Genomic DNA, 23,323 nt, shown 5'->3' on the forward strand with positions numbered 1-23,323 from the left:
GGGTCAAGAGCTATGCACCGGGGCGGTTGGGGTCAAGGCCCACCATCACCCGGTCCAGCAACTCGTCGGGCAGCGCCATCAGGCTGCGCGAGGCCGTCCACAGCACCGCCACCTCGACCCGCCGGGCCGGCCAGATCTGCCGCAGCGCCGCGCGATAGGCCGCCATCTGCCGCAGGATGCCCGGCGGCACCGCCTGCGGCGTGCCCGGCAGCTCGCGGTTCGACTTGTAGTCCACCGCCAGGATCCGGTCCGGCTCGACCACCAGCCGGTCCACGGCGCCGGTCAGGATGCCGATGCCCGGGACCGGCGCGGCCAGCGCCACCTCGGCCAGCACCTCGGCCGCGTCCGAAAGCGCAAAGACCGGCGCCAGGTCCGGCGCCGCGATCACCGCGGCGGCCTCGGCCAGCAGCGCCGCCAGCGCCTCGGGACCGGGCAGGCCGCCCTCGGCATCGGCCAGCACGTCGCGGGCCAGTTCGGGCCAGCCGGCCGGGTCGCGCCCCGGCAGATGCTCCAAGAGCAGGTGCAGCCGGGTGCCGAACAGCATCGCCGCCGCCGCATCGCCCGCACCGGGCATGCCGATCACCTTGGCGCCGCCCAGTGCCGTCGCGGCGACGGGCCGGACCTTCGCGGGCGCCGGCGGCAGCGGGGCGCGCAGCCAGTCCGGTTCGGCCAGCGCGGGCTTTTCCGACAGCACCGGCTGCGGCGCGTCCTCGGGCCAGTCGCCAAAGGACAGCCGCCGGATCTCGCCGCCCCAGGGCGCGGGCAGCCGCATCTCGGTCAGGTTGGTGCGGCCCATGCCGGCCTCGACCATGGCGTGCCAGCTGTCCTCGGCCGCGCCGGTCTTGCCGGCGGCGGCGACGATCAGCCAGCTTTCGGCGCGGGTCAGGCCGACATAGAGCAGCCGCTTGCGTTCCTGCAACTGCCGCTGGGTCTGCAGGGCGGCCAGTTCCTCGACCGGGTCGGGCCGGTCGCCCTTCCTGCCGCGCCACAGGGACAGCCCGTCCGGGCCGGGCAGCACCGGCGCCTCGCGCGGGGGGCGGCGCTCGGCGCAGTCGGGCATCACGACGATAGGGCTTTCCAGGCCCTTCGAGCCATGCACGGTCATCACCCGGATCAGCCCCTCGCCATCGCCGGCCGAGCCGGGCTGGCGGCGCACCTCGACATCGTCGCCGGTCAGCCAGACCAGGAAGCCGGTCAGCGACGGCGTTTCCGAGCTTTCATAGGCCAGCGCCTGCGACAACAGCTCGTCGATGCCGTCCTGCGCCTCGGGGCCCAGCCGGGCGATCAGCCGCGCCCGGCCGCCGTGGCGGATCAGCAGCCGCTGGATCAGGTCATAGGGGCGCATGAAACCGGTCTGGCCCATCAGGTCAGCCAGCAGCTCGACCGCATGGCGATGCGGCGATTCGCGCAACCGCCGCCACAGGTATTCGCCGCGCTTGCGCCCGGCGGCGAGGCGGTAAAGCTCCTCCTCGGTCAGCCCGAACAGCGGCGAGCGCAGGCAGGCGGCCAGCGACAGGTCGTCCTCGGGCGTGGCCAGCACCGACAAGAGGGCGCGGATGTCCTGCACCGCCATCTCTCCGGCCAGCTTCAGCCGGTCGGCGCCGGCGACCGGCAGGTTCGCCGCCTTCAGCGCCGCGATGATCTCGGCAAACAGGTCCGAGCGGCGCTGCACCAGGATCAGCACATCGCCGGCGCGGATCCGGCGCAACTGCCCGGTCTTGGCGTCGAAGATCGGCTGGCCCAGCATCTTGCCGATGGCATCGGCGACGGCACGGGCCAGCTGCACGGTTTCCGAGTTCTCGGCCGGCTGGTCCACCGGATCGGTCCAGTCGCCCGGCTCGGGCTTTTCGGGCTTCGGGACCGGCGGCCACAGGTCCACCCGGCCCGGCATCGCGGTGCGAAAGGCGCGGTGCTGCGGCGGATCGCCGAGACCGCGCGCCGCATCGCCGGCAAAGACCTGATCGACCAGCGACAGGATCGCGGTCGAGCTGCGGAAGGAATGCCGCAACTCCAGCACCTGCATGGGGTTCTGCACCGCCTGGAAGGCCTGGGCGAAGCCCATCCGCCGCGCCTCGAACACCGCGATGTCGGCGCCCTGGAAGGAATAGATCGACTGTTTCGGGTCGCCCACCACGAACAGGCTGCGCGTCTGGTCGCGCGCGCCCTGCCCCGAGGTGAATTCATCCGTCAGCCGCTCGATCACCTGCCATTGCGCCGGGCTGGTGTCCTGCGCCTCGTCGACCAGGATATGGTCGATGCCGCCATCGAGCCGGAACAGCACCCATTGCGCCATGCTGCTTTCCGACAGCAGCCGCGCGGTGCGGTCGATCAGGTCGTCGAAATCCAGATGGCCATGCGTCGCCTTCTGCGCCCGGTAGCGGGTCAGGAAGGCATGGCCGAAGCGGTGCAGCGCCAGCGTGCGCTCGGCATGGGCCAGCGCGATGCGGCGCGGGCGGGCGGCTTCCACCCGCTCCATCAGGATCGCCAGGTCGTCCAGCAGCGCGGCGCAGGGACCGCTGCGCAGCGCCTTGGTCGGGAAGCCGTCGTATTTCGCGGTGAACGGCGCCTTGGCGCCCGCCCCGGTCAGCAGCACCGATTCCAGGATCGCCAGCTCCGCCAGGCCCGGCTGTGCCCAATTGCCGGGCGCCAGCTTCGCCGCCGCCTTCTGGTCGGTCGCGCCGCCCTTCAGCAGATGCGGGATCAGCGCCGGAATGACCATGGCGCCGTCGCCGAAACAGGCGGCCAGCAGCGCCTGCATGTCCTCGCCCGGCGCCAGCCCGCAGGCGGTCCAGAGCGCGTCGCGGTCCGCCGGGGCCTCGAACCCCCGCAGACCGGCCAGGAAAGCGTCGAGCCTTTCGCCGGAATGCAGCGCCAGCAGATCCTCCAGCGCCGGCGCGCGCTCGCGGGCCATGTCCTCGATGATCTCGGCCCGGATCAGCGCGGCGCTGCGGTCGTCAAGCTCGGTGAAACCATGCGGCACCCCGGCCTCGATCGGAAAGCGGCGCAGCACGCCGGCACAGAAGCTGTGGATGGTCTGGACCTTGAGACCGCCCGGCGTCTCGATGGCGCGGGCGAACAGCCGGCGCGCGGCGGGCAGGTCGGGGGCGCCGGCCTCGCCCAGCCGGGCCAGCTCGGCGCGCAGCGCCGGCTCGGGCAGCATGGCCCATTGGCCCAGCCGCGCCAGCAGGCGGTTCTGCATCTCGGTCGCCGCGGCCTTGGTATAGGTCAGGCACAGGATGCGCTCGGGCGCGGTGCCGGCCAAAAGCAGCCGCGCCACCCGGTCGGTCAGCACCCGCGTCTTGCCCGAGCCGGCATTGGCCGTCAGCCAGGTCGAGCGGTGCGGGTCCGCCGCCCGCACCTGCGCCAGCGTCGCCTCATCCATCATCGCCGAACCTCTGCGGGGCCGCGACCTCGGTCGTGTCCCATTCGCCATGCCGCGACAGGTGGTCGTAATCGCTGGCATGGTCGCTGCGCTCCATCGCCAGCCGGGCGGTAAAGCCGCGCTCGCCGGCCAGATAGCGGCGGATCAGGCTGACGAAGCCGGCCCAGGTTTCCTCGGCGAAGCCGGCCGAGAACTCGCGGCCCTCGGTTTTCCCCTCGCCGCCAAGCTGGATATAGCTGATGCCCTCGACCTCGGCCGGTCCCAACGCCTTGAAGGCGCCGTGCCGGACCATGGCGGCCTCCAGCGGCAATTGCTTGTCGAAATGCGCGATCTGGTTGTCGGTCGGCGGCTTGCCGGATTTGTAGTCATAGACATGCACCCGGCCGTCATCCAGCCGGTCCAGCCGGTCGGGGCGGGCGATCAGCCGGAAATCCAGGCCGGGGATGCCCTGTTCGCCATATTCCTCGACCACGGTGGGCGTGCCGCGCCCCAGCCTTTCGGCCTCGTCCGCCATCAGCCGGTCGGCGATGCCGGCGATGCGCGCCCGCCAGAACAGCCGGGCCGAGGGCCAGGGTACCTCGGCTTCCAGCACCGCGTCGGCAATGCCCAGCAGCCGCGCCTTCATCGCCGCCGGCGTCTCGGGCAGATCGGGAAGGCCGCGCAGGAAGCGGTCCATGATGTGATGCAGGACATTGCCGCGCTCGGCCGCGTCGGGTTCGGGCCGCAGCGGGTCCAGCGCGCGCAGGCCCAGCACGCGGCGGGCATAGACGGCATAGGGGTCGCGGATCAGCGTCCTGACCTCGGTCACCGACATCTCGCGCAGCGCCGGCGGCGGCGGGATGGGCGAGGGGCGCGGCGCCGGCGCCAGCCGCGTCCGCGGCCGGGCCTGCAACGCGGCCAGGTCCAGCCACTGGCGGCCACGCCGGCGCATCTCGGCCAGCGCCTGCGGCCCCTGCTGCCCGGGCAGGCCGCCCAGCAGGTTCACCAGCCGGTTCAGCCAGCGCGAGGGGATGGTCTCGGCCTCGGCATCGCGGCGGGCGCGGGTCAGCACCACCTGCGCCGCGCCGACCGCCTGCTGGAAATCATGCGCGGACAGGCCCACCCGGCGCTCGGGCAGGGTCAGCCCGGCGGCCAGCCGCATCGGCCGCGACAGCCACGGATCGGGCGGCAGCGCCTGCGGCCAGCCGCCCTCGTTCAGCCCGGACAGGATCACCAGCCCGGCATCGTTCCCCACCGCCTCGGTGCGCGCCTCGCGCGGGCCGCGGAAGCGGACCAGCGGATGCGCGGCCACGTCCTGACGCACCGCCTGTCCCTGCAATTCGTCCTGCAGCAGGTCGCAGAACTCGGCCGGGCGCAGGGCGTGGCCCAGATGCGCATGGGCGTCCAGATGATCCAGCACCGCACGCGCCAGCCCGCCCGAAGCCTTGGCCCAGAGCTCCGAGGCATCGGCATCGCCGCCGGGCCCGGCGGCCAGATCCCCGGCCAGGGCGCGCAGATCGCGCAGCCGATCCGCCAAGGCGCGCGGCGCCCGATCCTGGGCCAAGGGCACGATGCGGTCCAGAAGCGCTGCCAGCCACAGCGCCCAGGGCTTGCTGGAGGCGTCGCCCCGCTCGGCCCAGGCCCGCAGCGCCGCGCCGTCGGGAAAGGCCGGGCCGTTGCGGCGCAGGTGCAGTTCAAGGTCGCGGGTGTGGCGGTTGTGCTCGCGCCGGTAATCCGGGCCAAGGCCGGTCGCCGCGACCGGGTGCTTCAGCAGCACCAGAAGCGCGTCCAGCATCATCTCGGCCCCGAAAAGGTCGGCGACATGGCGCAGGAACAGGCCGGGCGCGGTCAGCGGCAGGGGCTGGCCGGCGGAATCGTCGGGGATGATGCCCCAGCGATCCAGCGCCGATTGCACCCGGCGGGTCAGCATCCGGTCGGCGGCGATCAGGGTGACCGGGCTGTCACGCTGCACCGCCTCGCGGATCACCAGCGCCACGGCCTCGGCCTCCTCGCCGGGCTGTTCGGCCTCGATCAGGGTCAGCCGCTCGGTGGCGGGAATCAGCGGGCCAAGGCGCGGACCTTCCTCGATCCATTGGTCGGTGACGGGTGCCGGGCGCAGCGCCAACGAGATCAGCCGGTTGCGCGCCGGGTCGGGGGCGGTGCCCGCCAGCCATTCGCCGGGCGGGCCGAACTCGGCCGCCAGCGGCGCATAGCGCGCCTGCGGGTGATCCTCGGCGCGGAGGTCGAGCCCGTCCCAGACCGCCTGCGGCAGGTCGGCATCGAAACCCGGCAGCACCACCGCGCCCATCGGCAACCGGGCGACCGCGCGCATGAAATCCCGCGTCGCACCATGCGAGCCGGTCGAGCCGGCGACGACCACCGGGCCCTGCGGCAGATCCTCGCCCCGCGCCCAGGCCGCGGCCAGCGCCTGGGCCGCGGCGCGCTGCCGGGCCTCGCGGTCCTGCGGTGGGTCGGACAGGTAATAGCCGGCGGCGATCTTCAGGAAGGCCAGCGCCCGGCCCCAATGCTGGGCGTGTTCGCTGGCGTCGATGCGGTCCAGCGCCTGCGCGTCCAGCCCTTCCAGCTGCATCTCGGCCATCAGCGCCGCCAGCGAGGCGGCCAGTTCCGGCACCGATTGCCCCTGCGCCAGATCGGGATCGGCGCGCAGCGCCGCGTCGATCAGCCGGCCCAGCTCCAGCCGCCGCGCCAGCGGCGGCGTGGCCGCGCCGCCACCCAGATCGGCGATCAGCCGCAACCGCGGCAAAAGCAGCGGCCCGCGCCCGATGAAGGCCTGGCGCAGGGCCATCAGCGACTGGCCGGAATTGGCATAGACCGTGACCCGCGCCATGTCCTGCGGCGGGCGATGGCCCATGCGCCGGATCAGCCCGTCGGCGAAGGCGCCGGGGAAATCGGCGCCGCAGGGCAGGGCGAAGATGCCGTTCCGCCAGTCAGGCATCCAGCAGCGCCTCGGCCAGCGGGATGCAGTCGGGGCGGCCGACATCGCACCATTCGCCGGGATGGACCAGCCCGTAGGCGCGGCCCTCGGCAATCATCAGATCCCAAAGCCGGTTCAGCGAGAACACCGGATCGGGAATCCCGGCCAGCCGGTCGGGACGGATGATCTGCACGCCGCCATAGACCAGATCGCCCTTGCGGATCAGCCGGCCGGCGGGGTCAAGGCTGAAATCGCCGCCGCCTTGCCGGCCATGCGTCCGCTCCAGCGGCACCAGCATCAACAGCGCATCCATTTCCTCGTGCCAGCCGTCCAGCAGGGCGCGGACCGGGTTCGGGCCGCTCCAGACCACATCCGGGTTCATCGTGATCACCGGGCCGGGGCCCAGCAGCGGCAGCGCCTTGCGCAAGCCGCCCCCGGTCTCGAGCAGCAGGTCGGATTCGTCCGAGACGGCGATGTCCCGCCCGGAAATGTGATCACGGATCTGGCCGCCCAGGTGGTGGATGTTCACCGCCACCGGCCCGACGCCCGCTTGCCGCCCCAGGGCCAGCGCCCGGTCCAGAAGGGTCTGGCCGCCGACCGGGATCAGCGGTTTCGGCACCGTATCGGTCAGCGGCGCCATGCGGGTGCCCTTGCCCGCGGCGAAGATCATCAGCGGCAGGCTCATCCGGCGATGCCCTCGATCACCTCGGGCGTCGGGGCCGGGATGCCTTCCAGCGCGGCAGCCAGCGGCGCCAGGGCCGGATGCGCCAGGTCGCGCCGGATCGCCGCCCAGACGCGCGGCATCATCGCCAGATAGCGCCGCTTGCCCTCGCGCTGCGCCAGCCGGGTGAAGATGCCCATGATGCGCAGGTTGCGCTGCGCGCCCAAAAGCGCATAGGCGGCGCGGAACCGCGCCTCGTCCACCCCGGTCGCGGCGACATAGCGGGCGATCTGCGTCGCCTCGATCTCGGGCGCGACGTCGCGGCGGGCATCCTGCAGCGCCGAGACCAGATCATAGGCCGGATGCACCGCCACGGCGTCCTGGAAATCCAGCAGACCCAGCGGCGCATCCGCGCGCCAGACCAGGTTCTCGGCATGGAAATCGCGCAGGCCCAGCACCGGCGGCATGTCGGCGGCCAGTTCGGCATGCAGCCGCTTGATCACCGCCGCAACCTCGGCGCCCTTGCCGGGCGCCCCGGCGGCGGCGGGATAGTATTCGGCGAACAGCCCGACCTGACGCGCCAGTTCCGGCCCGTCGAGACGCAGCACGAAATCCGGCGGCGCATGGCCGTGCAGCTGGACCAGCAGATCGGTCATGCGGTCATAGATGCGCGGCGCCAGCTCGGGCCGCGTTTCCAGCACCCGGGCGACCAGGTCGTCGCCCAGATCCTCGATCAGCAGCAGGCCTTGCGCCTGATCGGTGGCCAGGATCTCGGGCGCATGCAGGTCCAGCGCCCGCAGCCATTGCGTCATGGCGACATAGGGCGCGGTCACGCCGGGCGAGGCGTCCATCAGGACCGCGCTGCGCCCGTCCGGCGCGACCAGCCGGAAATAGCGCCGCGACGAGGCGTCGCCGGCCAGCGGGATCAGCCGCGCCTCGGCCCAGCCGGCACGGTGGATCAGCCGGGCCATGGCGGGCAGACGGGTCATGATGCCCCAATGCGGCTCGGAGCCGGCCAAGGTGATGCGGCGCAGGTCGGGGGCGTCCGCCAAAGGCTCCAGCCCCACGGTCAGCGCGCCCTCCAGCGGGCTGCCATGTTCGGGCCATTCGACCAGCACGACGGCCTCGCGCATGGCCTCGTCGAGGCCAAGCTCGGCCAGTTCCTCGGGATGGGTCAGGCGGTAAAGATCGGCATGCCAGATCTCGGTCCCCAGCGGGTCGGCATAGGTCTGGACCAGGGTGAAGGTGGGGCTGGGCACCTCCTCGGCCGCCTCGCCCTGGCGGGCGCGGATGAAGGCGCGGGCGAAATGCGTCTTGCCGGCGCCGACCGGCCCTTGCAGCGCCACCACGTCGCCGGGTTTCAGGACAGCCGCCATCACCCGCGCCAGGCAGGCGGTCAGATCGGCATCGGCATCGTCAAGCGTCGCAAGCAGGGTCATGGCGTGACCCTAATGCGGGACGCGGCCCTGTCAAAGCCCCAGAACGTCGGCCATGTCGTATTCGCCCGGCCCCTTGTCCTGGCCCCACAGCGCCGCCCGCAGCGCCCCGCGGGCAAAGATGGCGCGGTCGGTGGCGACATGGCGCAGCACCACCCGCTCGCCCGCGGTGGCGAAGATCACGTCATGCTCGCCCACGATGTCGCCGCCGCGGATGGCGCTGAACCCGATCGAGCCGGGCGCGCGGGCGCCGGTGATGCCCTCGCGCGCCGGGGTGCGCAGCTCGTCCAGGCCGTGGCCGCGTCCCGCGGCGGCGGCCTCGCCCAGCATCAGCGCGGTGCCCGAGGGCGCATCGACCTTGCGGTTGTGATGCGCCTCGACCACCTCGACGTCCCAATCCTCGCCCAGGGCGGCGGCGACCTTGCGGGTCAGCCCGACCAGCAGGTTCACGCCCAGGCTCATGTTGCCGGCGCGGATGATCGGCGCGTGGCGGGCGGCGGCCTTCAGCCTGTCCAGATGGGCGGGCTCGAAGCCGGTGGTGCCGATCACATGCACGGCGCGGGCCTGGGCGGTCAGTTCGGCGAAGGCCACCGTCGCCGCCGGGGCGGTGAAGTCGATCACCGCCTGCGCCCTGGCGATGGCCTCGACCGGATCGTCGGTGACGGTGATTCCCAGCGCCGCGCCGCCCATCGCCTCGCCCAGGTCGCGGCCGACCCAGGGGTTGCCCTGACGCTCGATGGCGCCGACAAGGCGGGCCTGATCCGATGCAAGAACGGTGCGCACCAGCATCTGCCCCATGCGGCCCGACGCGCCCGTGATGACGATTCCCGGTTTTTCCATGCTCGATCCCCCGTTTCCGGCATGTCTATCCCGTTGCGGCGCGGCCCGCGACCCCCTACATCTGCGCGCATGGCACAGAACCGCTTTCATTCCGGCACCGGCCCCTCGCAGCGCCAGCTTCGCGTGGGCGAGCTGATCCGCCGCACGCTTTCCGACGTCCTGCTGCGCGGGGACGTCCACGATCCCGACCTGAACCGGCATTCGATCACGGTCGGAGAGGTGCGGACCTCGCCCGACCTGAAGGTCGCGACCGCCTATGTGCTGCCCTTGGGCGGGCACGACGCCGAGGAGGCGCTGGCCGCCCTGCGCCGCAATGCGGGCGAGCTGCGCCACCTGGTCGCCAAGGCGATGACGCTGAAATACGCGCCGCAACTGCGCTTCGTCCTCGACGAGACCTTCGACCGCATGGACGACACCCGCCGGCTCTTGTCCGAGGACCGGGTGCGCCGCGACGTCGAATCGCATCCGGAAGACGATGAGGATTGATCTCAAGCGCCGGCTGGGCCTGGCCATCGGCGCGCTGATCGCCATGACCCTGCCCGCCATGGCCGGGATCTGCGAAAAGCGCGACTTCGACGGGTAAGGCTATGTGATCTGCACGCTGGAGGCCGGGCAAGAGCCGGGGCTGCGGCTGTGGCTGAACGGCCCGGACGGCCGGGTCCTGGGCGATTTCACCGCCGTGCGAAACACGCTGGCCGAGGGCGAGATCCTGGGCTTTGCCATGAATGCCGGCATGTATCACCCCGATTTCACCCCGGTCGGGCTTTACGTCAGCGACGGCGTCAGCCAGCACGATCTGGTGACGGCGGGCGGCGGCGGCAATTTCGGCATGCTGCCGAACGGCGTGTTCTGCACCGGCGGCGCGCGGCCCTATCAGGTGATCGAAAGCCGGGCCTTTGCCAGGGCCACGCCGGAATGCCGCATCGCCACGCAATCGGGGCCGATGCTGGTGATCGACGGCGCGCTGCATCCGCGCTTTCTGGTCGACAGCGACAGCCGCTATGTCCGGAACGGCGTCGGCGTCTCGGCGGACGGGCAGACGGCCTGGTTCGCCATCTCGGACCGGGCGGTGACGTTCCACGAATTCGGCCGGCTGTTCCGCGACGGGCTGGGGGCGCGGGACGCGCTGTATTTCGACGGCTCGATTTCGCGGCTATACGCCCCGAGCCTGGGCCGCGCCGATTTCGGGCGGCGGCTGGGGCCGATCATCGGATATGTAGGACAGAACTAGAATGGCGCGAAAAAAGGGACGCGAGATCCACGGTTGGCTGATCGTGGACAAGCCGGCGGGCATCGGCTCGACCGACGTGGTCAGCAAGGTGCGTTGGGCGCTGGACGCGAAGAAGGCCGGCCATGCCGGGACGCTGGACCCGGATGCGACCGGCGTGCTGGCCGTGGCGCTGGGAGAGGCGACCAAGACCGTGCCGATCCTGGCCGAGGCGCTGAAAGCCTATGACTTCACGGTGACCTGGGGGACCGAGACCGCGACCGACGACGCCTCGGGCGCGGTGGTGAAAACCAGCGACACGCGCCCCGACGAGGCGGCGATCCGCGCCGCGCTGCCCGCCTTTACCGGCGAGATCATGCAGGTTCCCCCCGCCGTCTCGGCGGTGCGCGTCGATGGCGCGCGGGCCTATGACCTGGCGCGAGAGGGCGAGGTGGTGGAGCTTGCCGCCCGGCCGCTCTGGGTGGATTCTCTGGAGCTGCTGGCCACGACCCGCGACAGCGCCGAGCTGCGGATGGTCTGCGGCAAGGGCGGCTATGTCCGCGCCATCGCCCGCGACCTCGGCCGCGAGCTGGGCTGCCTTGGCCATGTCGCGCAGTTGCGCCGCATCTGGTCGGGACCGTTCGAGGCCGGGGACGGCTTGGCCTTCGACCGCATCGACCGCGCCAACCAGGCCGAGATCGAGGCGGCGCTGCTGCCGCTGCAGGCGGCGCTGGCCGACCTGCCCGAGATGCAGGCGACCGAGATCGGCGCCACCCGCATCCTGAACGGCAATCCCGGCCAGGTTCTGGGCCATGCCGAATTCGGCGAGGAGGTCTGGGTCAGCCGCAACGGCCGGGCGCTGTGCATCGGCCGCTACATGGGCGGCGACGTGCAGCCCGCGCGGGTGTTCAACCTGGGCTAGACCCCTTGTCGCCGGGCGCCATGATCCGGGCCACCATGGCGCCGGGCAGGGCGTCCGCGGCATAGGTGAAGGTGCCGGCGGATCGGACCTCGGCGGCGGCGCGCATCAGCGCGCCGAGCGCCGCCCGCGCGAAAGAGCCGCCGACGCTGATCCGCCGCACCCCGGCCTGCGCCAGCTCGGTGACCGACCAGGTCGGGCCGGCCAATCCCATGACCACATTGACCGGCTTGTCCACGGCGGCGCAGACGGTGCGGATCGCCTGCAGGTCCGGCAGGCCCGGCGCGTAAAGCACATCCGCGCCGGCTTCGGAAAACGCCTGCAGCCGCCGGATGGTATCGTCCAGGTCCAGCCGGCCCCACAGGAAATTCTCGGCCCGCGCCGTCAACAGGAAGGGCAGGCCCCGCGCCGCCTCGGCCGCGGCCCGGACCCGCGCGGCCGCCAGGGACAGGTCGTGGATCGGATCGTCGGCATCCCCCGTCGCATCCTCGATCGAGCCGCCGACCAGCCCCACCCGACAGGCCAGCCGGATGGTTTCGGCGCAGGTTTCCGGTGTGGCACCGAAACCGTCCTGCAGATCGGCCGAGACCGGCAGCTCGGTCGCGCCGACGATCTCGGCGGCATTCTGCAGGATCTCGTCGCGACCAAGCTCGGCGATGGAATCCAGCTTGCCCTTGGAAAAGGCGTAGCCGGCGCTGGTGGTGGCCAGCGCCTGAAACCCCAGGCTGGCCAGCAGCCGGGCCGAGCCGGCATCCCAGGGATTGGGCATGACGAAGGCGCCTTCCGCCCGGTGCAGCGCCTTCAGCGCCTCAAACTTCGCCCGTTGATCCGGCATCACGACTCTCCTGCAAGGGTTCCGGCGCGATTCTGGCGGGCTGGAACCAATTATCACCGGTTTTCCCGGCCCCCTGGGGCCATAGCAGGGCGCCGGTCGTCAGCCGAACTGATAGGTCGCCGGCACGAAGCGGAACGACCCCTCGCCGTTCGGGGCGATGAAGCCAAGCGCCGGGAAGGGCATGTGATAGCCGATGAAGGGGATCTTCTCCTTGGCCAGCCGGGCCAGCACCGCCTGGCGGGTGGCGGCGCCCCGTTCCTTGTCCACGTCGAAGCGCACATGCCAGTCCGGGCGCTGCACCGAATAGACGTAATGGTTGAAGCTGTCGCCGGTGATCAGCAGCCGCTGCCCGTCGCTTTCCAACAGATAGGTGGTATGGCCGGGGGTGTGGCCATGCGCCTGCTCGGCGCGGATGCCGGGCAGGATCTCCTCGGTGCCCTCGATCTGCCGCGCCTTGTCCAGCAACGGCAGCACCCTGGCGGTATAGGCCTCGCTGGGATTGGCCGCCCAGTAATCGTTCTCGGGCCGGGGCAGGATCAGCTCGGCATTGGGAAAGGCCGGGGTCTCGCCGTCCATCAGCCCGCCGATATGGTCGGGATGCATGTGGGTCAGCACGACATGGGTCACATCCTCGGGCGTCAGCCCGGCCTGCGCCAGCGAAGCGGCGTTGTTGGCTGGAACCATGCCGGTGTCGAACAGCACCAACATGTCGGCGGCCCGCACCAGCGTCGGGGTGAACGAGCTGCCGCTGCGGTCGGCGGGAATGAAATTCTCGGCGCTGAGGCTTTCGAACGCCGCCGGCTCGGCATTGAGGCCGAAGGTCCCGATCGGATTGTCGCTCATGCTGGCGCCGCCCAGCAGCGTCGTCACCTCGAAGCCGCCCAACTGGACGGTGCTGGCGCGGCCGACGAAAACCGGCGCCTCGCCCGCCGGCTTGGCGGGCGCGGTCTGGGCGGGGGCGGCGGTCTGGGCATGGGCGGGCAGCCCCAGCGCCAGGGGCAATGCGCCGCCCATCGCCATGGCGCCGCGGCGGGTGGTCTTGAACAGTCCGGCCATCAGTCCTCTCCCTCTGCCGATCTGAGCGCCCAACCCAAGCCGGGGCGGCAAGGTTCCGCCGGCCGGCGGCTTCTTCGTTGCCCCAATACCCATGCGGCCGTGCCGCTGGGCCGACGGCCGGACCGGCTCAGAACGGCGCCGGGGCGGAAAAGCCTTGCATCACCCCGGTTTCGGGATGCTTGAAGCGCAGGCTTTCGGCATGCAGCATCAGCCGCGGGAAATCCGCCGCCGCGCCGGTGGCGTAAAGCGGATCGCCCAGGATCGGGTGGCCCAGTTCGGCCATGTGCACGCGCAGCTGGTGGCTGCGGCCGGTGATCGGCATCAGCCGCACCCGCGTCTCGGCATCCGTGGCCTTCACCACCCGCCATTCGGTCTGCGCCGGCCGGCCCTCGGCATGATCGACCTTCTGGCGCGGTCGGTTCGGCCAGTCCACGATCAGCGGCAGGTCCACCATGCCGGTCTTCGGCTCCAGCCGGCCCCAAAGCCGCGCGGCATAGGTCTTTTTCGTGCGCCGGTCCTCGAACTGCCGGGACAGGTGACGCTGCGCATGCGGGGTCAGGGCAAAGACCATCACCCCCGACGTGTCCAGGTCCAGCCGATGCACCAGCAGCACGGTCGGAAAGGCGGTCCGCAGCCGCTCGATCAGGCAATCGGCGCGGTCCTCGCCCCGGCCGGGGACCGAGAGCAGGCCGGCCGGCTTCTCGACCACCAGGATCTCGTGATCGGCATTGATCACGCGCGGCTGTTCCGCCGTCGGCTGGTAGAGGAAGCTCATTTCCAGACCAGCCGCAGCGCCAGGCCGGCGAACATCACCGCGGCGATGCGGTTCACGATGCCCAGCCGCTTGCCGATCACCTGGCCGGCGAAGCCGCCGACCAGGCCATAACCCATGGTGACCAGCATGCCCGACAGGGTGAACATCAGTCCCAGCCCCAGGATCTGCTGCCAGATGGGACCGTATTCCGGCCGGGTGAACTGCGGCAGGAAGGCCAGCAGGAACAGCACCGGCTTGGGGTTCAGCAGGTTCGAGAGCGCGCCGCGGCGGATGATGTTCCAGGTCCGGCTGGCGGCGCGGGCCCGGGGATCGACCTCGCCGGCGGTCCAGCTTTTCCAGGCCAGGAACAGCAGATAGGCGGCGCCGGCATATTTGATCGCCACCAGCGCGCCGGGATGGGCGGCGACCAGCGCGCCCAGGCCCACGGTCGCCATCACCACATGGCAGACCACGCCCAGCCCGACGCCGAAGCCGGCCAGCGCCCCGGCGCGCGGGCCGTTCTGGATGCCGCAGGCGCTGGCGAAGAACACGTCCTGTCCGGGCGCGAAATTCAGCACCAAAGCCCCGGCCATGAAGGCCAGAAGCTGTTGCAACGGAAAATTCGCCAGCGTGTCCCAGATCATCGCGCGCCCCCTTTTCCTGCCGCCTAGGCCGGGCGCCGCGCCGCGTCAACTATTCGCGCGGATCCTGCGGCAGCCCGTCGGCGATATCGTAATAATCGCCCTTGTCGGCGACGAAGATATGGCCCAGCAGCCGCAGCCCGGTCGGGCTGTCGATGGCGCCCGCCGCCACGTCGATGATCTCGGACCCGTCGCGCTGCCAGAACAGCGAGCTGCCGCAGTCCGGGCAGAAGCCGCGCCGGGCGAAGTCCGAGGCGCGATACCATTTCGGCTGCCCCTCGATCCGCAGCGATTTCGGCAGGATGGCGGCCCAGTAATGCCCCGACCAGCGCCGGCACTGGCCGCAATGGCAGGCCTTGAGATCGTTGCCGGCGTCATAGGTGCCGCGGAAGCGGATGGCGCCGCAAAGGCAATGGCCGGTGAATTCAGTCGCGTCCGAAGGTGGCATCCAGGATCTCCTGCAGGCGGTCGGCGTCGTCTTGCGTGAAAGCCTCCGGCCGGTCGCTGTCGATGTCGAGCACGCCGATCAGCCGTCCGCCCGGGCCGATCACCGGGATCACCAGCTCGGACCGGGTCGAGCTGGCGCAGGCGATATGGCCCGGGAAAGCCTCGACATCCGGCACCAGCTGGGTCTGCCGCGTCCGCGCCGCCGCGCCGCAGACCCCGCGCGAGAACGGGATCACCAGGCAGCCATGGCCGCCCTGGTAGGGGCCGATCTTCAGCATCTCGGGCGCGGTGACGCGATAGAAGCCGGTCCAATCGAAACGCGCGTCCGAATGGTGGATTTCGCAGGCGAGCGTCGCCATCAGCGCGACCTCGTCGGTCTCGCCATGGGTCAGGGCGCGGATGCGGGCGGTCAGGTCGGCATAGTCGGGCATGGCGCGACACTAGCGGCCCGGCCGCCGCCTGTCACCCCGCCACGCGCCAGTAGCTGATCGGCATCCGGGTCAGCGGCGACAGCGCCAGCCCGGCGGCGGTCAGGCACAGCAGTGCCGTCCCCGCCAGCCCGGCGACATGCGGCAGCCCGAATTGGCAGGGCACGAAGATCGCGCAGCCGGCCACCAGCGGCGCCCAACCCTCGCAGCGCGAGCGCAGGGCCAGGCCCGCCCCCAGCAGCGCCAGCGCCAGCGCCGCCCAGGACAGGGGGCCGAAAATCCGGCCCAGCATCACCAGGTCGATCGCCCGCAACGCGGGCTGCGCCGAGGCGACGACGGTCGAGCAGGCCAGGAAAAAGCCGGCCATGACCGCGAAGGACAGGCCGCAGAGGATCGAAAGGACGCGCATCGAAAACCAACCCACCGATGACAAAACGTACAAAACCCGGCGTCACCATGTGCAGAGCCGCGATGCCGTCGCAAGAAGAACGGAACGCATCGGCAAAATTCTGCCTATGGTTGTATTTCGGTTAAAATTTTAGGCAATTCCTGCAGGAGCAGCGCCCTTCCCCCCGGCTGCCAGTCCAAGGCCTGCAGCCGGGCGCAGAGCGGGCGGCGCAGCGGACCGGGATCGGCGCTGGCGGGCAGCGGCGTAGCGCAGCCGGTCAGGCGCGCGACCTCGGCCAGCAGGTCGCGGCGGTCCAGCACCAGGTCGCTGACATTGTAGCTGCCCGCCATGGCCGGATCTGCCAGCACCAGCAGCACGGCGCGGGCGAAATCGGCGCCGTGCACCTCGGTCGCGAGGCGCGGGGGCGGGGTGATGCCGCGCAGGAAATCCGCGATCAGCCCGGCCCATTTCTGCGGCTTGCCCGGCCCGTAGATGCCGGTCGGGCGCAGGCTGGCGGTCCGGAAACCGGGACCGGCCATGGCCGCCAGCGCCGCCTCGGCCTGGGCCTTGACCTGGCCGTAAAGGTTTGTCGGGGCGGGGGAAAGTTCGTCCGGCAGCGCCATGCCCCCGGGATGGCCGTCATGCACGGCGCGCGAGGACAGGAAGATCACCCGGCCGACGCCCTGATCGCGGGCGGCGCGGAACAGCGCCAGCGAGCCGTCGAGATTGGCGCGGATGAAGCCCTGCGGATCCGCGCCCTCGCCGCCGCGATAGCGGCCGGGAAGGTGGTGGAAGGCGGCGTGGATCAGCGCATCTTTTCCTGACAGATCAACGGGCTGGCCCAGGCGCCAGCCGGGCAGCGGGTCGAGGTCGTGGCCGGCCTCGACCGCGGCGCGGGCGATCCAGCGGCCGACGAGGCCCGAGGCGCCGGTCAGGGCGATTCTCATGGCCGCGGCGGGTCCGGAAGGTCGCGCGGATCGGGCACCGGCCCGGCGCCGGCATGGGCGTGCCAAAGGTCGATCAGCGGGCGCAGCGCTTCCGCCTTGGCGTGATTTTGCCAAGGTTTTTCATACTGATAGTGCAGGACGCGGATGTCCTGCCAGCGCCAGAGTTCGGGCAGGTTCAGCCAGACATATTGCAGCATATTGTCGAAAACCGGCAGGCCGTGCCAGTTCGGGAAGAAATGTTCGAGAAAGGTCTGGTCGGTGCGGCGCCAGAAGCGGCCGGGCTGGTCGAGTTCGGACAGCATCCGCGCGAAGGTTTCCGGCGACGGACGCGCCGTGAACACGCCGGAATTCAGGCGGTGGAAATCCGCCAGGCTCTCGTAAACATTTGGCGCGGCTGAAAATTCCGGGTAGTCGAACAGCCGGTCGATGTTTTGCAAGACCAGCGCGTCGGCGTCGATGAACACCACGCGGCCATAGTCGAGCTGCCAGAGCCGCAGCTTGACGAAATTGTCCAGCGGCGTGTGGAAGGGCGGCTTTTCGCCCTTGGTGAAGGGGGCGATGCCATGCACCCGGTCGCGGGCATGCAAGGCGTTGAAATCGCTGGAGGTGGGCAGCAGATCCGCGTGCACGGCGCGTACACCGAGCGTACACAGATCGTCGATCAGATTCTGCGGCAGCTCGGTATAGAGCAGCACCAGGTCGGCCGTGGTGCCGGTGCGGATCAGCGACTTGAACAGCGCCCGCGCCCCGGTGACGTAATCCGGGTTGGTCGCCAAGGTGACGAAGGCGCGGTCGGACCGCGCCTTGCCGGTGAGGTGCAGACCCTCGGTCATGGGCGGGTTCACGATACGGAACGCAGCCGCTTGTGTTCGGGATCGTGCTCGACGCGCTTGGCGATGTCCTTGGTCCAGGCCGAGACCGCCGGCACCCGCGAGCGGTCGATGCGATGCGCGTATTTGCGCGCCACCTCGACCACCTCGGAGAGCAGACCCTCGGCCAGGGTGATCGGCTGCAGGCCCAGCGCCAGGAACTGGTCGTTCTTGACGATCAGGTCGTTCTCCTCGGCCTCCTTGCGGGGGTTGGGCAGCCAGGCGATCTCGGCCCCGGTCAGCTTGGCGACCAGCTCGGCCAGGTCGCGGACGCGGTGGGTCTCGGTCATCTGGTTGAAGATCCGCACCCGCTCGCCCGCCGCCGGCGCGTCCTGCAACGCCAGCTCGATGCAGCGCACCGAATCCTGGATATGGATGAAGGCGCGGGTCTGGCCGCCGGTGCCGTGCACGGTCAGCGGATAGCCGATGGCGGCCTGGATCAGGAAACGGTTCAGCACCGTGCCATAGTCGCCGTCATAGTCGAAGCGGTTGATGAGCTGCTCGTGCCGGCGGGTCTGGTCGGTATGGGTGCCCCAGACGATGCCCTGATGCAGGTCGGTGATGCGCAGCCCGTCGTTCTGGGCATAGAACTGGAACAGGATCTGATCGAGGCTCTTGGTCATGTGATAGACCGAGCCGGGCCGCGTCGGATAGAGGATCTGCTGGTCGCGCGGGCCGGCGGGCGTGTCGATCTGCACGTCCAGATAACCCTCGGGGATCGGGGCGCCGACCGAGGAATAGCCATAGACCCCCATGGTGCCCAGATGCACCAGATGCGCGTCGATGCCGGTTTCCACCAGCGCCGCCAGCAGGTTATGCGTGGCGTTGGTGTTGTTGTTGACCGTATAGACCTTGTGGCGGTCGGTCTTCATCGAATAGGGCGCGGCGCGCTGCTCGGCGAAATGGATCACCGCATCGGGGCGCTGCTCGGCCAGCCAGGCCTTGAGGCGTTCGTATTCCGTGGCCAGGTTCAGCAGGTGGAAATGGATCCGCCGGCCGGTCTGCTGGTGCCAGATCCGGCAGCGTTCCTGGATCGAATCCATCGGGGTCAGCGACTGCACGCCCAGTTCGGTGTCGATCCAGCGCCGCGACAGGTTGTCCACGATATGGATTTCGTGGCCCAGGTCGGACAGATGCAGGGCGGTCGGCCAGCCGACGAACCCGTCGCCGCCAAGAACTGCGATGCGCATGATGGTCTCCTTCTGCTGCGCGGCAGGAATGCGCCGACAATGTGACAAAACTATGACGTTCTTACGATGGTTCCGTGGCGATGCCAGCCCGGCACGCGAAATCTTGCCGAAAACATTGCATGATGTGACGGGGATCACTAAGGATTCGCTATGATCTCGCAGAAAACGAAATACGCGATCAAGGCCTTGATGGCACTTGCCGATGAGGTCGCCGCCGGCGGCAATGCCCTGACGATCGAGGAGATCGCGCAGCGCTCGGGCGCGCCCAAGCGATTCCTGGAACATATCATGCTGGAATTGCGCAATGCCGGCTATGTCGGCTCGCGCCGCGGCCGGGCGGGGGGCTATGTGCTGATCAAGCGGCCGGCCGAGATTTCCATCGGCGAATTGCTGCGCCAGGTGGACGGGCCGATCGCGCCGCTGCCCTGCCTGTCGCGGCGGTCCTATCAGCGCTGCGAGGATTGCACCGACGAGGCGAGCTGCCGGCTGCGCAAGATGTTCGGCCAGGTGTTCTGGTCCTATCTGCTGCTGATCGAATCGCTGACGCTGGAGGATCTGGTGGCCGAGGGCGGCCTGCCCGAGATGGGCGTCGTCTAGGCCGCCGGGCCCGCCCGGCACGCGGAGGTTGCATTCCTGCCATGGCGGCCGGGCAAGGCGGCGATACGGCTTGACCCCGGGCCGGCCGGGTAGCAGTTGTGATCGAACCGATCCATCCCGATGCCGGGCGATCCCCGCGTCGGAAAGCAGCGCAAGGTCGTCACCATGTCAGACAGCCCGAACCCGCAGAAACCCGCGCCGCCCCGGAACATTCCGCTGGCCGGGGTGATCGGCTGGCCGGTGGCGCATTCCCGCTCGCCCCGGCTGCACGGGCACTGGCTGGCCCGCCACGGCATCGCCGGGCATTACGTGCCGCTGCCGGTGATGCCCGAGCATCTGGCCGAGGTGCTGCGCGCCATGCCGCGCATGGGCTTCGTCGGCGCCAATGTCACCATCCCGCACAAGGAATCGGTGCTGGCGCTGGCCGATGTCGTCACCGACCGCGCGGCGCTGATCGGCGCGGCGAACACGCTGATCTTCCGCCCCGACGGCAAGATCCATGCCGACAATACCGACGGCTACGGCTTCATCGCCAATATCCGGCAAAGCGCCCCGGACTGGATCCCGGACCTGGGGCCGGCGGCGGTGATCGGCGCCGGGGGGGCGGCGCGGGCCGTGGTCGCCTCGTTGCTGGAAAGCGGCGTGCCGGAGCTGCGCCTTGCCAACCGCACCCGCATCCGGGCCGAGCAGATCCGGGCCGAGTTCGGCGCCAAGGTGGTGGTCTATGACTGGGCGCAGGCCGGCAACATGCTGGAGGGGGCGATGACGGTGGTCAACGCCACCTCGATGGGCATGGAGGGCAAGGAGCCGCTGCGGGTGCCGCTGGACGCGCTGTCGCCCGACGCGCTGGCGACGGATCTGGTCTATACGCCGCTGATGACGCCCTTCCTGGCCGAGGCGCAGGCGCGCGGCTGCGAGATCGTGGACGGGCTGGGCATGCTGCTGCACCAGGCCGCGCCGGGCTTCGAGCGCTGGTTCGGCCAGCGCCCCGAGGTGGACGAGGAATTGCGCCGGGCCGTGCTGGCATGAGCTTCCGGCTGGGCCTGACCGGCGGCATCGGCATGGGCAAGTCCACCGCCGCCCGCATGTTCCGCGAGCTGGGCCATCCGGTCTGGGACGCGGATGCGGCCGTGCACCGGCTTTATGCGCCGGGCGGCGCCGCGGTGGCGCCGGTGGCGGCGGCCTTTCCCGGCGTGCTGCGGCAGGGCGGCATCGACCGCGCGGCGCTGCGCGCGGCGCTGGCCGCCGATCCCTCGGGTTTCCAGCGGCTCGAATCCATCGTGCATCCGCTGGTGGCCGAGGATCGCGCCGGTTTCATCGCCGCGCATGAGGACGCGCCCATCGTGGTGCTGGACATCCCGCTGCTCTACGAGGGCGGGTCGCAGGCGCAGATGGACGGGGTGGCCGTGGTCTCGGCCCCGGCCGAGCTGCAGCGGGCGCGGGTGCTGGCCCGTCCCGGCATGACCGAGGAGAATTTCCGCCTGATCCTGGCGCGGCAGATGCCGGATGCGGAGAAGCGGGCGCGGGCCGACTGGGTGATCCCCTCGGCCACGCTGGCGGGCGCGCGCGCCGCCATCGTGGACATCTGCGCCCGGATCATGGCAGAACGCGGCCATGCGTGAGATCGTCCTGGATACCGAAACCACCGGCTTCGACCCCGATACCGGCGACCGCATCGTCGAGATCGGCGCGGTCGAGCTGATGAACCACCTGCCCACCGGCCGGACCTTCCACGTCTATGTCAACCCCGAGCGCCCGATGCCGCAGGAGGCCTTCGAGGTGCACGGGCTTGGCGACGATTTCCTGCGCGACAAGCCGAAATTCGCCGAGATCGCGGCGGATTTCATCGCCTTCATCGGCGAGGAAGCCCGGCTGGTGATCCACAATGCCGGCTTCGACATGAAGTTCCTGAACGCCGAGCTGCGGCTTTGCGGCTATCCGGTGATGCCCTACAGCCGCGCGGTGGACACGCTGGACATCGCCCGCAGCCAGTTCCCCGGCGCGCAGAACTCGCTGGACGCGCTGTGCCGGCGCTTCCGCATCGACAATTCGAACCGCACGCTGCACGGCGCGCTGCTGGACAGCGAATTGCTGGCCGAGGTCTATCTGGCGCTGCGCGGCGGCCGCCAGCCGGGGCTGGTGCTGGACAGCGGGCCGCTGGGCGCGGGCGCGGGGCCGGGCCTTCAGGCGCCGGGCGCGGCGCGGCGCGGTCCGCGGCCCCGGCCGCTTGCCCCCCGCATCACCGAGGCCGAGGCGGCGGCCCATGCCGGCTTCGTGGCGACGCTGGGCGAAAAGGCGGTCTGGCTGCGTTATGGCGGCGGCGAAAACCTGTAGCCACGCGGGAACCTTTCCGAAGGGAAACGGGGTTCCCCACGGGCCGGCGACCGGAACGGGAAGAGGACGGAACATTGATCAGGGATTGGTGGCGGTTCATCCTGGCGATCTTCGAGCGGATGGACAAGATCCACATGAGTCTGATCGCGGCGGGCGTCGCCTTCTATGCCATGTTCGCGGTCTTTCCCGGCCTGGCCGCGCTGTTCGCGCTGTGGGGGCTGTGGTACGACCCGCAGGTGATCGAGCAATATGTCCACGCCACCGACGATTTCATCCCGTCGAGCGCGGCGGACATCATCTATGGCCAGATCAGCGCGCTGGTCGCCGCCGGGCGCACGCAGCTGGGCTGGACCACGGCGATTTCCTTTCTCATCGCCACCGTCTCGGCCCGGGCCGGGGTGGACGGGCTGATCCGCGGGCTGAACGCGGCGCATGGCGTGCGCTCGCATTCGACGGTGATGGGCTTCGTGCTGGCCTATGTGCTGACGCTGGTCATCGTCGCGGTGATCGCCCTGGGGCTGGCCACCATCATCGTGGTGCCCATCGCCTTCAACTTCCTGCCCGACGTGCCGCTGCGCAACTGGCTGATCGGCTCGGTGCCGTGGATGGCGATCTTTTTCATCGTGCTGGTGGTGATCGGCATCATCTATCGCTACGGGCCGAACGTGAAGACGCCGCGCACCGCGATCTTCACCTGGGGCTCGCTGTTCGCGGCGCTGGCCTGGGCGGCGGCCTCATACGGGTTCTCGGCCTATCTGGCCAGCTTCAACAGCTACAACCGCATCTATGGCTCGATCGGCGCGGTGATCGCGCTGTTGATGTGGTTCTATCTGGGCGGGTTCTCGGTGATGCTGGGGGCGCTATTGAACCTGGAGCTGGCCCGCCGCCGCCGCTTCATCGCCGCAAGGAAGCTGCGCCACGCCGCGCGCCAGGACGGCACGCCGGGCGGATAGCGGCGGCTTGCCGCCGGCCGGCGGGCGGGAGACAGTGGTCATGCTGCCCGGGCAAGACCCGGACCCGATCGGGGAGACCGGAGATGGAAACCGCCGTCAGGAGGTTTTTCGCGCGTTACGAAAGCTGCTTCAACCGCGGGCTCGCCGGCGAGATCGAGCCCGGCGAGGTGGCGTCGCTCTATGCCTCGGATTTCGTCGCCGCCTCGCCCGCCGGGGTGATGTCGGGCAAGAACGACGACGGGCTTCGGCAGGCCATGGCGCAGGGCTATGCGCATTATCGCGCCATCGGCACCCGGGCGATGCGGATCACGCATCTTGCCCTGTCGCCGATAGACGCGAACCATTGCCTGGCCCATGTCGGCTGGAGCGCGACCTATGCCCGCGCCGACCTGCCCGAGACGGTGATCGCCTTCGAGGTGCATTACCTGGTCCAGATCCTGCAGGACGAGCCGAAGGTCTTCGGCTGGATCTCGGGCGACGAGCAGGCGCTGCTGAAGCGGCACGGCGTTCTTTGACGGCCGGCGC

At 70.4% G+C, this 23,323-nt stretch carries 23 protein-coding genes and 1 pseudogene; 9 read left to right on the top strand and 15 right to left on the bottom strand.

The annotated features are described in order from the left end of the window. Window positions 1-10 precede the first annotated feature (10 nt). The 5 genes from addA to dapB are packed head-to-tail and all read right to left on the bottom strand — an operon-like array spanning window position 11 to window position 9,233. Window positions 11-3,385: a double-strand break repair helicase AddA gene (addA, locus tag NBE95_RS04125; RefSeq protein WP_289894608.1), complete on the bottom strand. Its 3,375-nt coding sequence runs from the start codon at window positions 3,383-3,385 to the stop codon at window positions 11-13. Next, window positions 3,375-6,317 carry a double-strand break repair protein AddB gene (gene addB / locus NBE95_RS04130; RefSeq protein ID WP_289894609.1) on the bottom strand — a complete coding sequence of 981 codons (2,943 nt, stop codon included), beginning with the start codon at window positions 6,315-6,317 and terminating at the stop codon, window positions 3,375-3,377. Before addB ends, addA begins: the two co-directional genes overlap by 11 nt. Beyond that, entirely contained in the window at window positions 6,310-6,981 is a 672-nt protein-coding gene (locus NBE95_RS04135; protein ID WP_289894610.1) for a nucleotidyltransferase family protein, read from the bottom strand. The genes addB and NBE95_RS04135 overlap by 8 nt, the downstream gene beginning before the upstream one ends. Further along, window positions 6,978-8,396, bottom strand: a complete 1,419-nt coding sequence (tsaE, locus tag NBE95_RS04140) for a tRNA (adenosine(37)-N6)-threonylcarbamoyltransferase complex ATPase subunit type 1 TsaE (RefSeq protein ID WP_289894611.1) — start codon at window positions 8,394-8,396, stop codon at window positions 6,978-6,980. The genes NBE95_RS04135 and tsaE overlap by 4 nt, the downstream gene beginning before the upstream one ends. 30 nt (window positions 8,397-8,426) lie before the next feature. Further along, window positions 8,427-9,233, bottom strand: a complete 807-nt coding sequence (gene dapB, locus NBE95_RS04145; protein WP_289894612.1) for a 4-hydroxy-tetrahydrodipicolinate reductase — start codon at window positions 9,231-9,233, stop codon at window positions 8,427-8,429. 69 nt (window positions 9,234-9,302) lie between these two features. On the opposite strand from dapB, the gene rbfA reads away from it, so the two are divergent. The 3 genes and pseudogenes from rbfA to truB all read left to right on the top strand — a co-directional run bounded on the left by rbfA (window position 9,303) and on the right by truB (window position 11,362). Beyond that, on the top strand, window positions 9,303-9,719 hold the full coding sequence (gene rbfA, locus NBE95_RS04150) for a 30S ribosome-binding factor RbfA (protein WP_289894613.1): 417 nt from the start codon (window positions 9,303-9,305) through the stop codon (window positions 9,717-9,719). 43 nt (window positions 9,720-9,762) lie between these two features. Next, window positions 9,763-10,464, top strand: a pseudogene (locus NBE95_RS04155) (phosphodiester glycosidase family protein). 1 nt (window position 10,465) lies between these two features. Beyond that, entirely contained in the window at window positions 10,466-11,362 is an 897-nt protein-coding gene (gene truB / locus NBE95_RS04160; RefSeq protein WP_289894614.1) for a tRNA pseudouridine(55) synthase TruB, read from the top strand. Here the strand turns inward: truB and NBE95_RS04165 are convergent. The 10 genes from NBE95_RS04165 to NBE95_RS04210 form a co-directional block, all read right to left on the bottom strand. After that, the gene (locus NBE95_RS04165) at window positions 11,349-12,194 is read right to left on the bottom strand and encodes an isocitrate lyase/phosphoenolpyruvate mutase family protein (protein ID WP_289894615.1); all 846 of its coding nucleotides are present in this window, start codon (window positions 12,192-12,194) and stop codon (window positions 11,349-11,351) included. The genes truB and NBE95_RS04165 overlap by 14 nt on opposite strands. Window positions 12,195-12,293: 99 nt before the next feature. After that, complete coding sequence (locus NBE95_RS04170; RefSeq protein ID WP_289894616.1) at window positions 12,294-13,250, bottom strand: MBL fold metallo-hydrolase; 957 nt, start codon at window positions 13,248-13,250, stop codon at window positions 12,294-12,296. Window positions 13,251-13,377: 127 nt separating this feature from the next. After that, the gene (locus tag NBE95_RS04175; RefSeq protein ID WP_289894617.1) at window positions 13,378-14,025 is read right to left on the bottom strand and encodes a pseudouridine synthase; all 648 of its coding nucleotides are present in this window, start codon (window positions 14,023-14,025) and stop codon (window positions 13,378-13,380) included. Beyond that, window positions 14,022-14,648, bottom strand: a complete 627-nt coding sequence (locus NBE95_RS04180; RefSeq protein ID WP_289894618.1) for a LysE family translocator — start codon at window positions 14,646-14,648, stop codon at window positions 14,022-14,024. The genes NBE95_RS04175 and NBE95_RS04180 overlap by 4 nt, the downstream gene beginning before the upstream one ends. Window positions 14,649-14,697: 49 nt before the next feature. Beyond that, window positions 14,698-15,093, bottom strand: coding sequence for a GFA family protein (locus tag NBE95_RS04185; RefSeq protein WP_289894619.1), 396 nt, complete (start codon window positions 15,091-15,093; stop codon window positions 14,698-14,700). Further along, complete coding sequence (locus NBE95_RS04190; protein ID WP_289894620.1) at window positions 15,071-15,523, bottom strand: GAF domain-containing protein; 453 nt, start codon at window positions 15,521-15,523, stop codon at window positions 15,071-15,073. The genes NBE95_RS04185 and NBE95_RS04190 overlap by 23 nt, the downstream gene beginning before the upstream one ends. A 31-nt stretch (window positions 15,524-15,554) precedes the next feature. Next, the gene (locus tag NBE95_RS04195; RefSeq protein ID WP_289894621.1) at window positions 15,555-15,929 is read right to left on the bottom strand and encodes a hypothetical protein; all 375 of its coding nucleotides are present in this window, start codon (window positions 15,927-15,929) and stop codon (window positions 15,555-15,557) included. Between the two features lie 104 nt (window positions 15,930-16,033). After that, on the bottom strand, window positions 16,034-16,855 hold the full coding sequence (locus NBE95_RS04200; RefSeq protein WP_289894622.1) for an NAD(P)-dependent oxidoreductase: 822 nt from the start codon (window positions 16,853-16,855) through the stop codon (window positions 16,034-16,036). After that, entirely contained in the window at window positions 16,852-17,688 is an 837-nt protein-coding gene (locus NBE95_RS04205) for a glycosyltransferase (RefSeq protein WP_289894829.1), read from the bottom strand. The genes NBE95_RS04200 and NBE95_RS04205 overlap by 4 nt, the downstream gene beginning before the upstream one ends. An 8-nt stretch (window positions 17,689-17,696) precedes the next feature. Further along, window positions 17,697-18,914 (bottom strand): NAD-dependent epimerase/dehydratase family protein, encoded by a 1,218-nt coding sequence (locus tag NBE95_RS04210; RefSeq protein ID WP_289894623.1) that lies wholly within the window; start codon window positions 18,912-18,914, stop codon window positions 17,697-17,699. A gap of 150 nt (window positions 18,915-19,064) precedes the next feature. Between NBE95_RS04210 and NBE95_RS04215 the strand changes: the two genes are divergently transcribed. The 6 genes from NBE95_RS04215 (at window position 19,065) to NBE95_RS04240 (ending at window position 23,313) form a co-directional block, all read left to right on the top strand. Continuing rightward, window positions 19,065-19,511: an Rrf2 family transcriptional regulator gene (locus NBE95_RS04215; RefSeq protein WP_289894624.1), complete on the top strand. Its 447-nt coding sequence runs from the start codon at window positions 19,065-19,067 to the stop codon at window positions 19,509-19,511. Window positions 19,512-19,676: 165 nt separating this feature from the next. Continuing rightward, window positions 19,677-20,540, top strand: a complete 864-nt coding sequence (locus NBE95_RS04220; RefSeq protein WP_289894830.1) for a shikimate dehydrogenase — start codon at window positions 19,677-19,679, stop codon at window positions 20,538-20,540. Further along, a complete protein-coding gene (gene coaE / locus NBE95_RS04225) occupies window positions 20,537-21,133 on the top strand; it encodes a dephospho-CoA kinase (protein WP_289894625.1) in 597 nt (198 codons plus the stop codon). Before NBE95_RS04220 ends, coaE begins: the two co-directional genes overlap by 4 nt. Beyond that, entirely contained in the window at window positions 21,126-21,845 is a 720-nt protein-coding gene (dnaQ, locus tag NBE95_RS04230) for a DNA polymerase III subunit epsilon (protein ID WP_289894626.1), read from the top strand. Before coaE ends, dnaQ begins: the two co-directional genes overlap by 8 nt. A 74-nt stretch (window positions 21,846-21,919) precedes the next feature. After that, window positions 21,920-22,798 (top strand): YihY/virulence factor BrkB family protein, encoded by an 879-nt coding sequence (locus NBE95_RS04235; protein ID WP_289894627.1) that lies wholly within the window; start codon window positions 21,920-21,922, stop codon window positions 22,796-22,798. Between the two features lie 83 nt (window positions 22,799-22,881). Continuing rightward, the gene (locus tag NBE95_RS04240) at window positions 22,882-23,313 is read left to right on the top strand and encodes a nuclear transport factor 2 family protein (protein WP_289894629.1); all 432 of its coding nucleotides are present in this window, start codon (window positions 22,882-22,884) and stop codon (window positions 23,311-23,313) included. Window positions 23,314-23,323: the final 10 nt, after the last annotated feature.

This window comes from Paracoccus sp. TOH, from assembly GCF_030388245.1.
GTDB lineage: Bacteria > Pseudomonadota > Alphaproteobacteria > Rhodobacterales > Rhodobacteraceae > Paracoccus > Paracoccus simplex.

Excerpts from the sequence above, each read along its gene's own strand:
- addA (WP_289894608.1), bottom strand. The coding sequence starts at position 3,385 with ATGATGGATGAGGCGACGCTGGCGCAGGTGCGGGCGGCGGACCCGCAC.
- addB (WP_289894609.1), bottom strand. The coding sequence starts at position 6,317 with ATGCCTGACTGGCGGAACGGCATCTTCGCCCTGCCCTGCGGCGCCGAT.
- NBE95_RS04135 (WP_289894610.1), bottom strand. The coding sequence starts at position 6,981 with ATGAGCCTGCCGCTGATGATCTTCGCCGCGGGCAAGGGCACCCGCATG.
- tsaE (WP_289894611.1), bottom strand. The coding sequence starts at position 8,396 with ATGACCCTGCTTGCGACGCTTGACGATGCCGATGCCGATCTGACCGCC.
- dapB (WP_289894612.1), bottom strand. The coding sequence starts at position 9,233 with ATGGAAAAACCGGGAATCGTCATCACGGGCGCGTCGGGCCGCATGGGG.
- rbfA (WP_289894613.1), top strand. The coding sequence starts at position 9,303 with ATGGCACAGAACCGCTTTCATTCCGGCACCGGCCCCTCGCAGCGCCAG.
- truB (WP_289894614.1), top strand. The coding sequence starts at position 10,466 with ATGGCGCGAAAAAAGGGACGCGAGATCCACGGTTGGCTGATCGTGGAC.
- NBE95_RS04165 (WP_289894615.1), bottom strand. The coding sequence starts at position 12,194 with ATGCCGGATCAACGGGCGAAGTTTGAGGCGCTGAAGGCGCTGCACCGG.
- NBE95_RS04170 (WP_289894616.1), bottom strand. The coding sequence starts at position 13,250 with ATGGCCGGACTGTTCAAGACCACCCGCCGCGGCGCCATGGCGATGGGC.
- NBE95_RS04175 (WP_289894617.1), bottom strand. The coding sequence starts at position 14,025 with ATGAGCTTCCTCTACCAGCCGACGGCGGAACAGCCGCGCGTGATCAAT.
- NBE95_RS04180 (WP_289894618.1), bottom strand. The coding sequence starts at position 14,648 with ATGATCTGGGACACGCTGGCGAATTTTCCGTTGCAACAGCTTCTGGCC.
- NBE95_RS04185 (WP_289894619.1), bottom strand. The coding sequence starts at position 15,093 with ATGCCACCTTCGGACGCGACTGAATTCACCGGCCATTGCCTTTGCGGC.
- NBE95_RS04190 (WP_289894620.1), bottom strand. The coding sequence starts at position 15,523 with ATGCCCGACTATGCCGACCTGACCGCCCGCATCCGCGCCCTGACCCAT.
- NBE95_RS04195 (WP_289894621.1), bottom strand. The coding sequence starts at position 15,929 with ATGCGCGTCCTTTCGATCCTCTGCGGCCTGTCCTTCGCGGTCATGGCC.
- NBE95_RS04200 (WP_289894622.1), bottom strand. The coding sequence starts at position 16,855 with ATGAGAATCGCCCTGACCGGCGCCTCGGGCCTCGTCGGCCGCTGGATC.
- NBE95_RS04205 (WP_289894829.1), bottom strand. The coding sequence starts at position 17,688 with ATGACCGAGGGTCTGCACCTCACCGGCAAGGCGCGGTCCGACCGCGCC.
- NBE95_RS04210 (WP_289894623.1), bottom strand. The coding sequence starts at position 18,914 with ATGCGCATCGCAGTTCTTGGCGGCGACGGGTTCGTCGGCTGGCCGACC.
- NBE95_RS04215 (WP_289894624.1), top strand. The coding sequence starts at position 19,065 with ATGATCTCGCAGAAAACGAAATACGCGATCAAGGCCTTGATGGCACTT.
- NBE95_RS04220 (WP_289894830.1), top strand. The coding sequence starts at position 19,677 with ATGTCAGACAGCCCGAACCCGCAGAAACCCGCGCCGCCCCGGAACATT.
- coaE (WP_289894625.1), top strand. The coding sequence starts at position 20,537 with ATGAGCTTCCGGCTGGGCCTGACCGGCGGCATCGGCATGGGCAAGTCC.
- dnaQ (WP_289894626.1), top strand. The coding sequence starts at position 21,126 with ATGCGTGAGATCGTCCTGGATACCGAAACCACCGGCTTCGACCCCGAT.
- NBE95_RS04240 (WP_289894629.1), top strand. The coding sequence starts at position 22,882 with ATGGAAACCGCCGTCAGGAGGTTTTTCGCGCGTTACGAAAGCTGCTTC.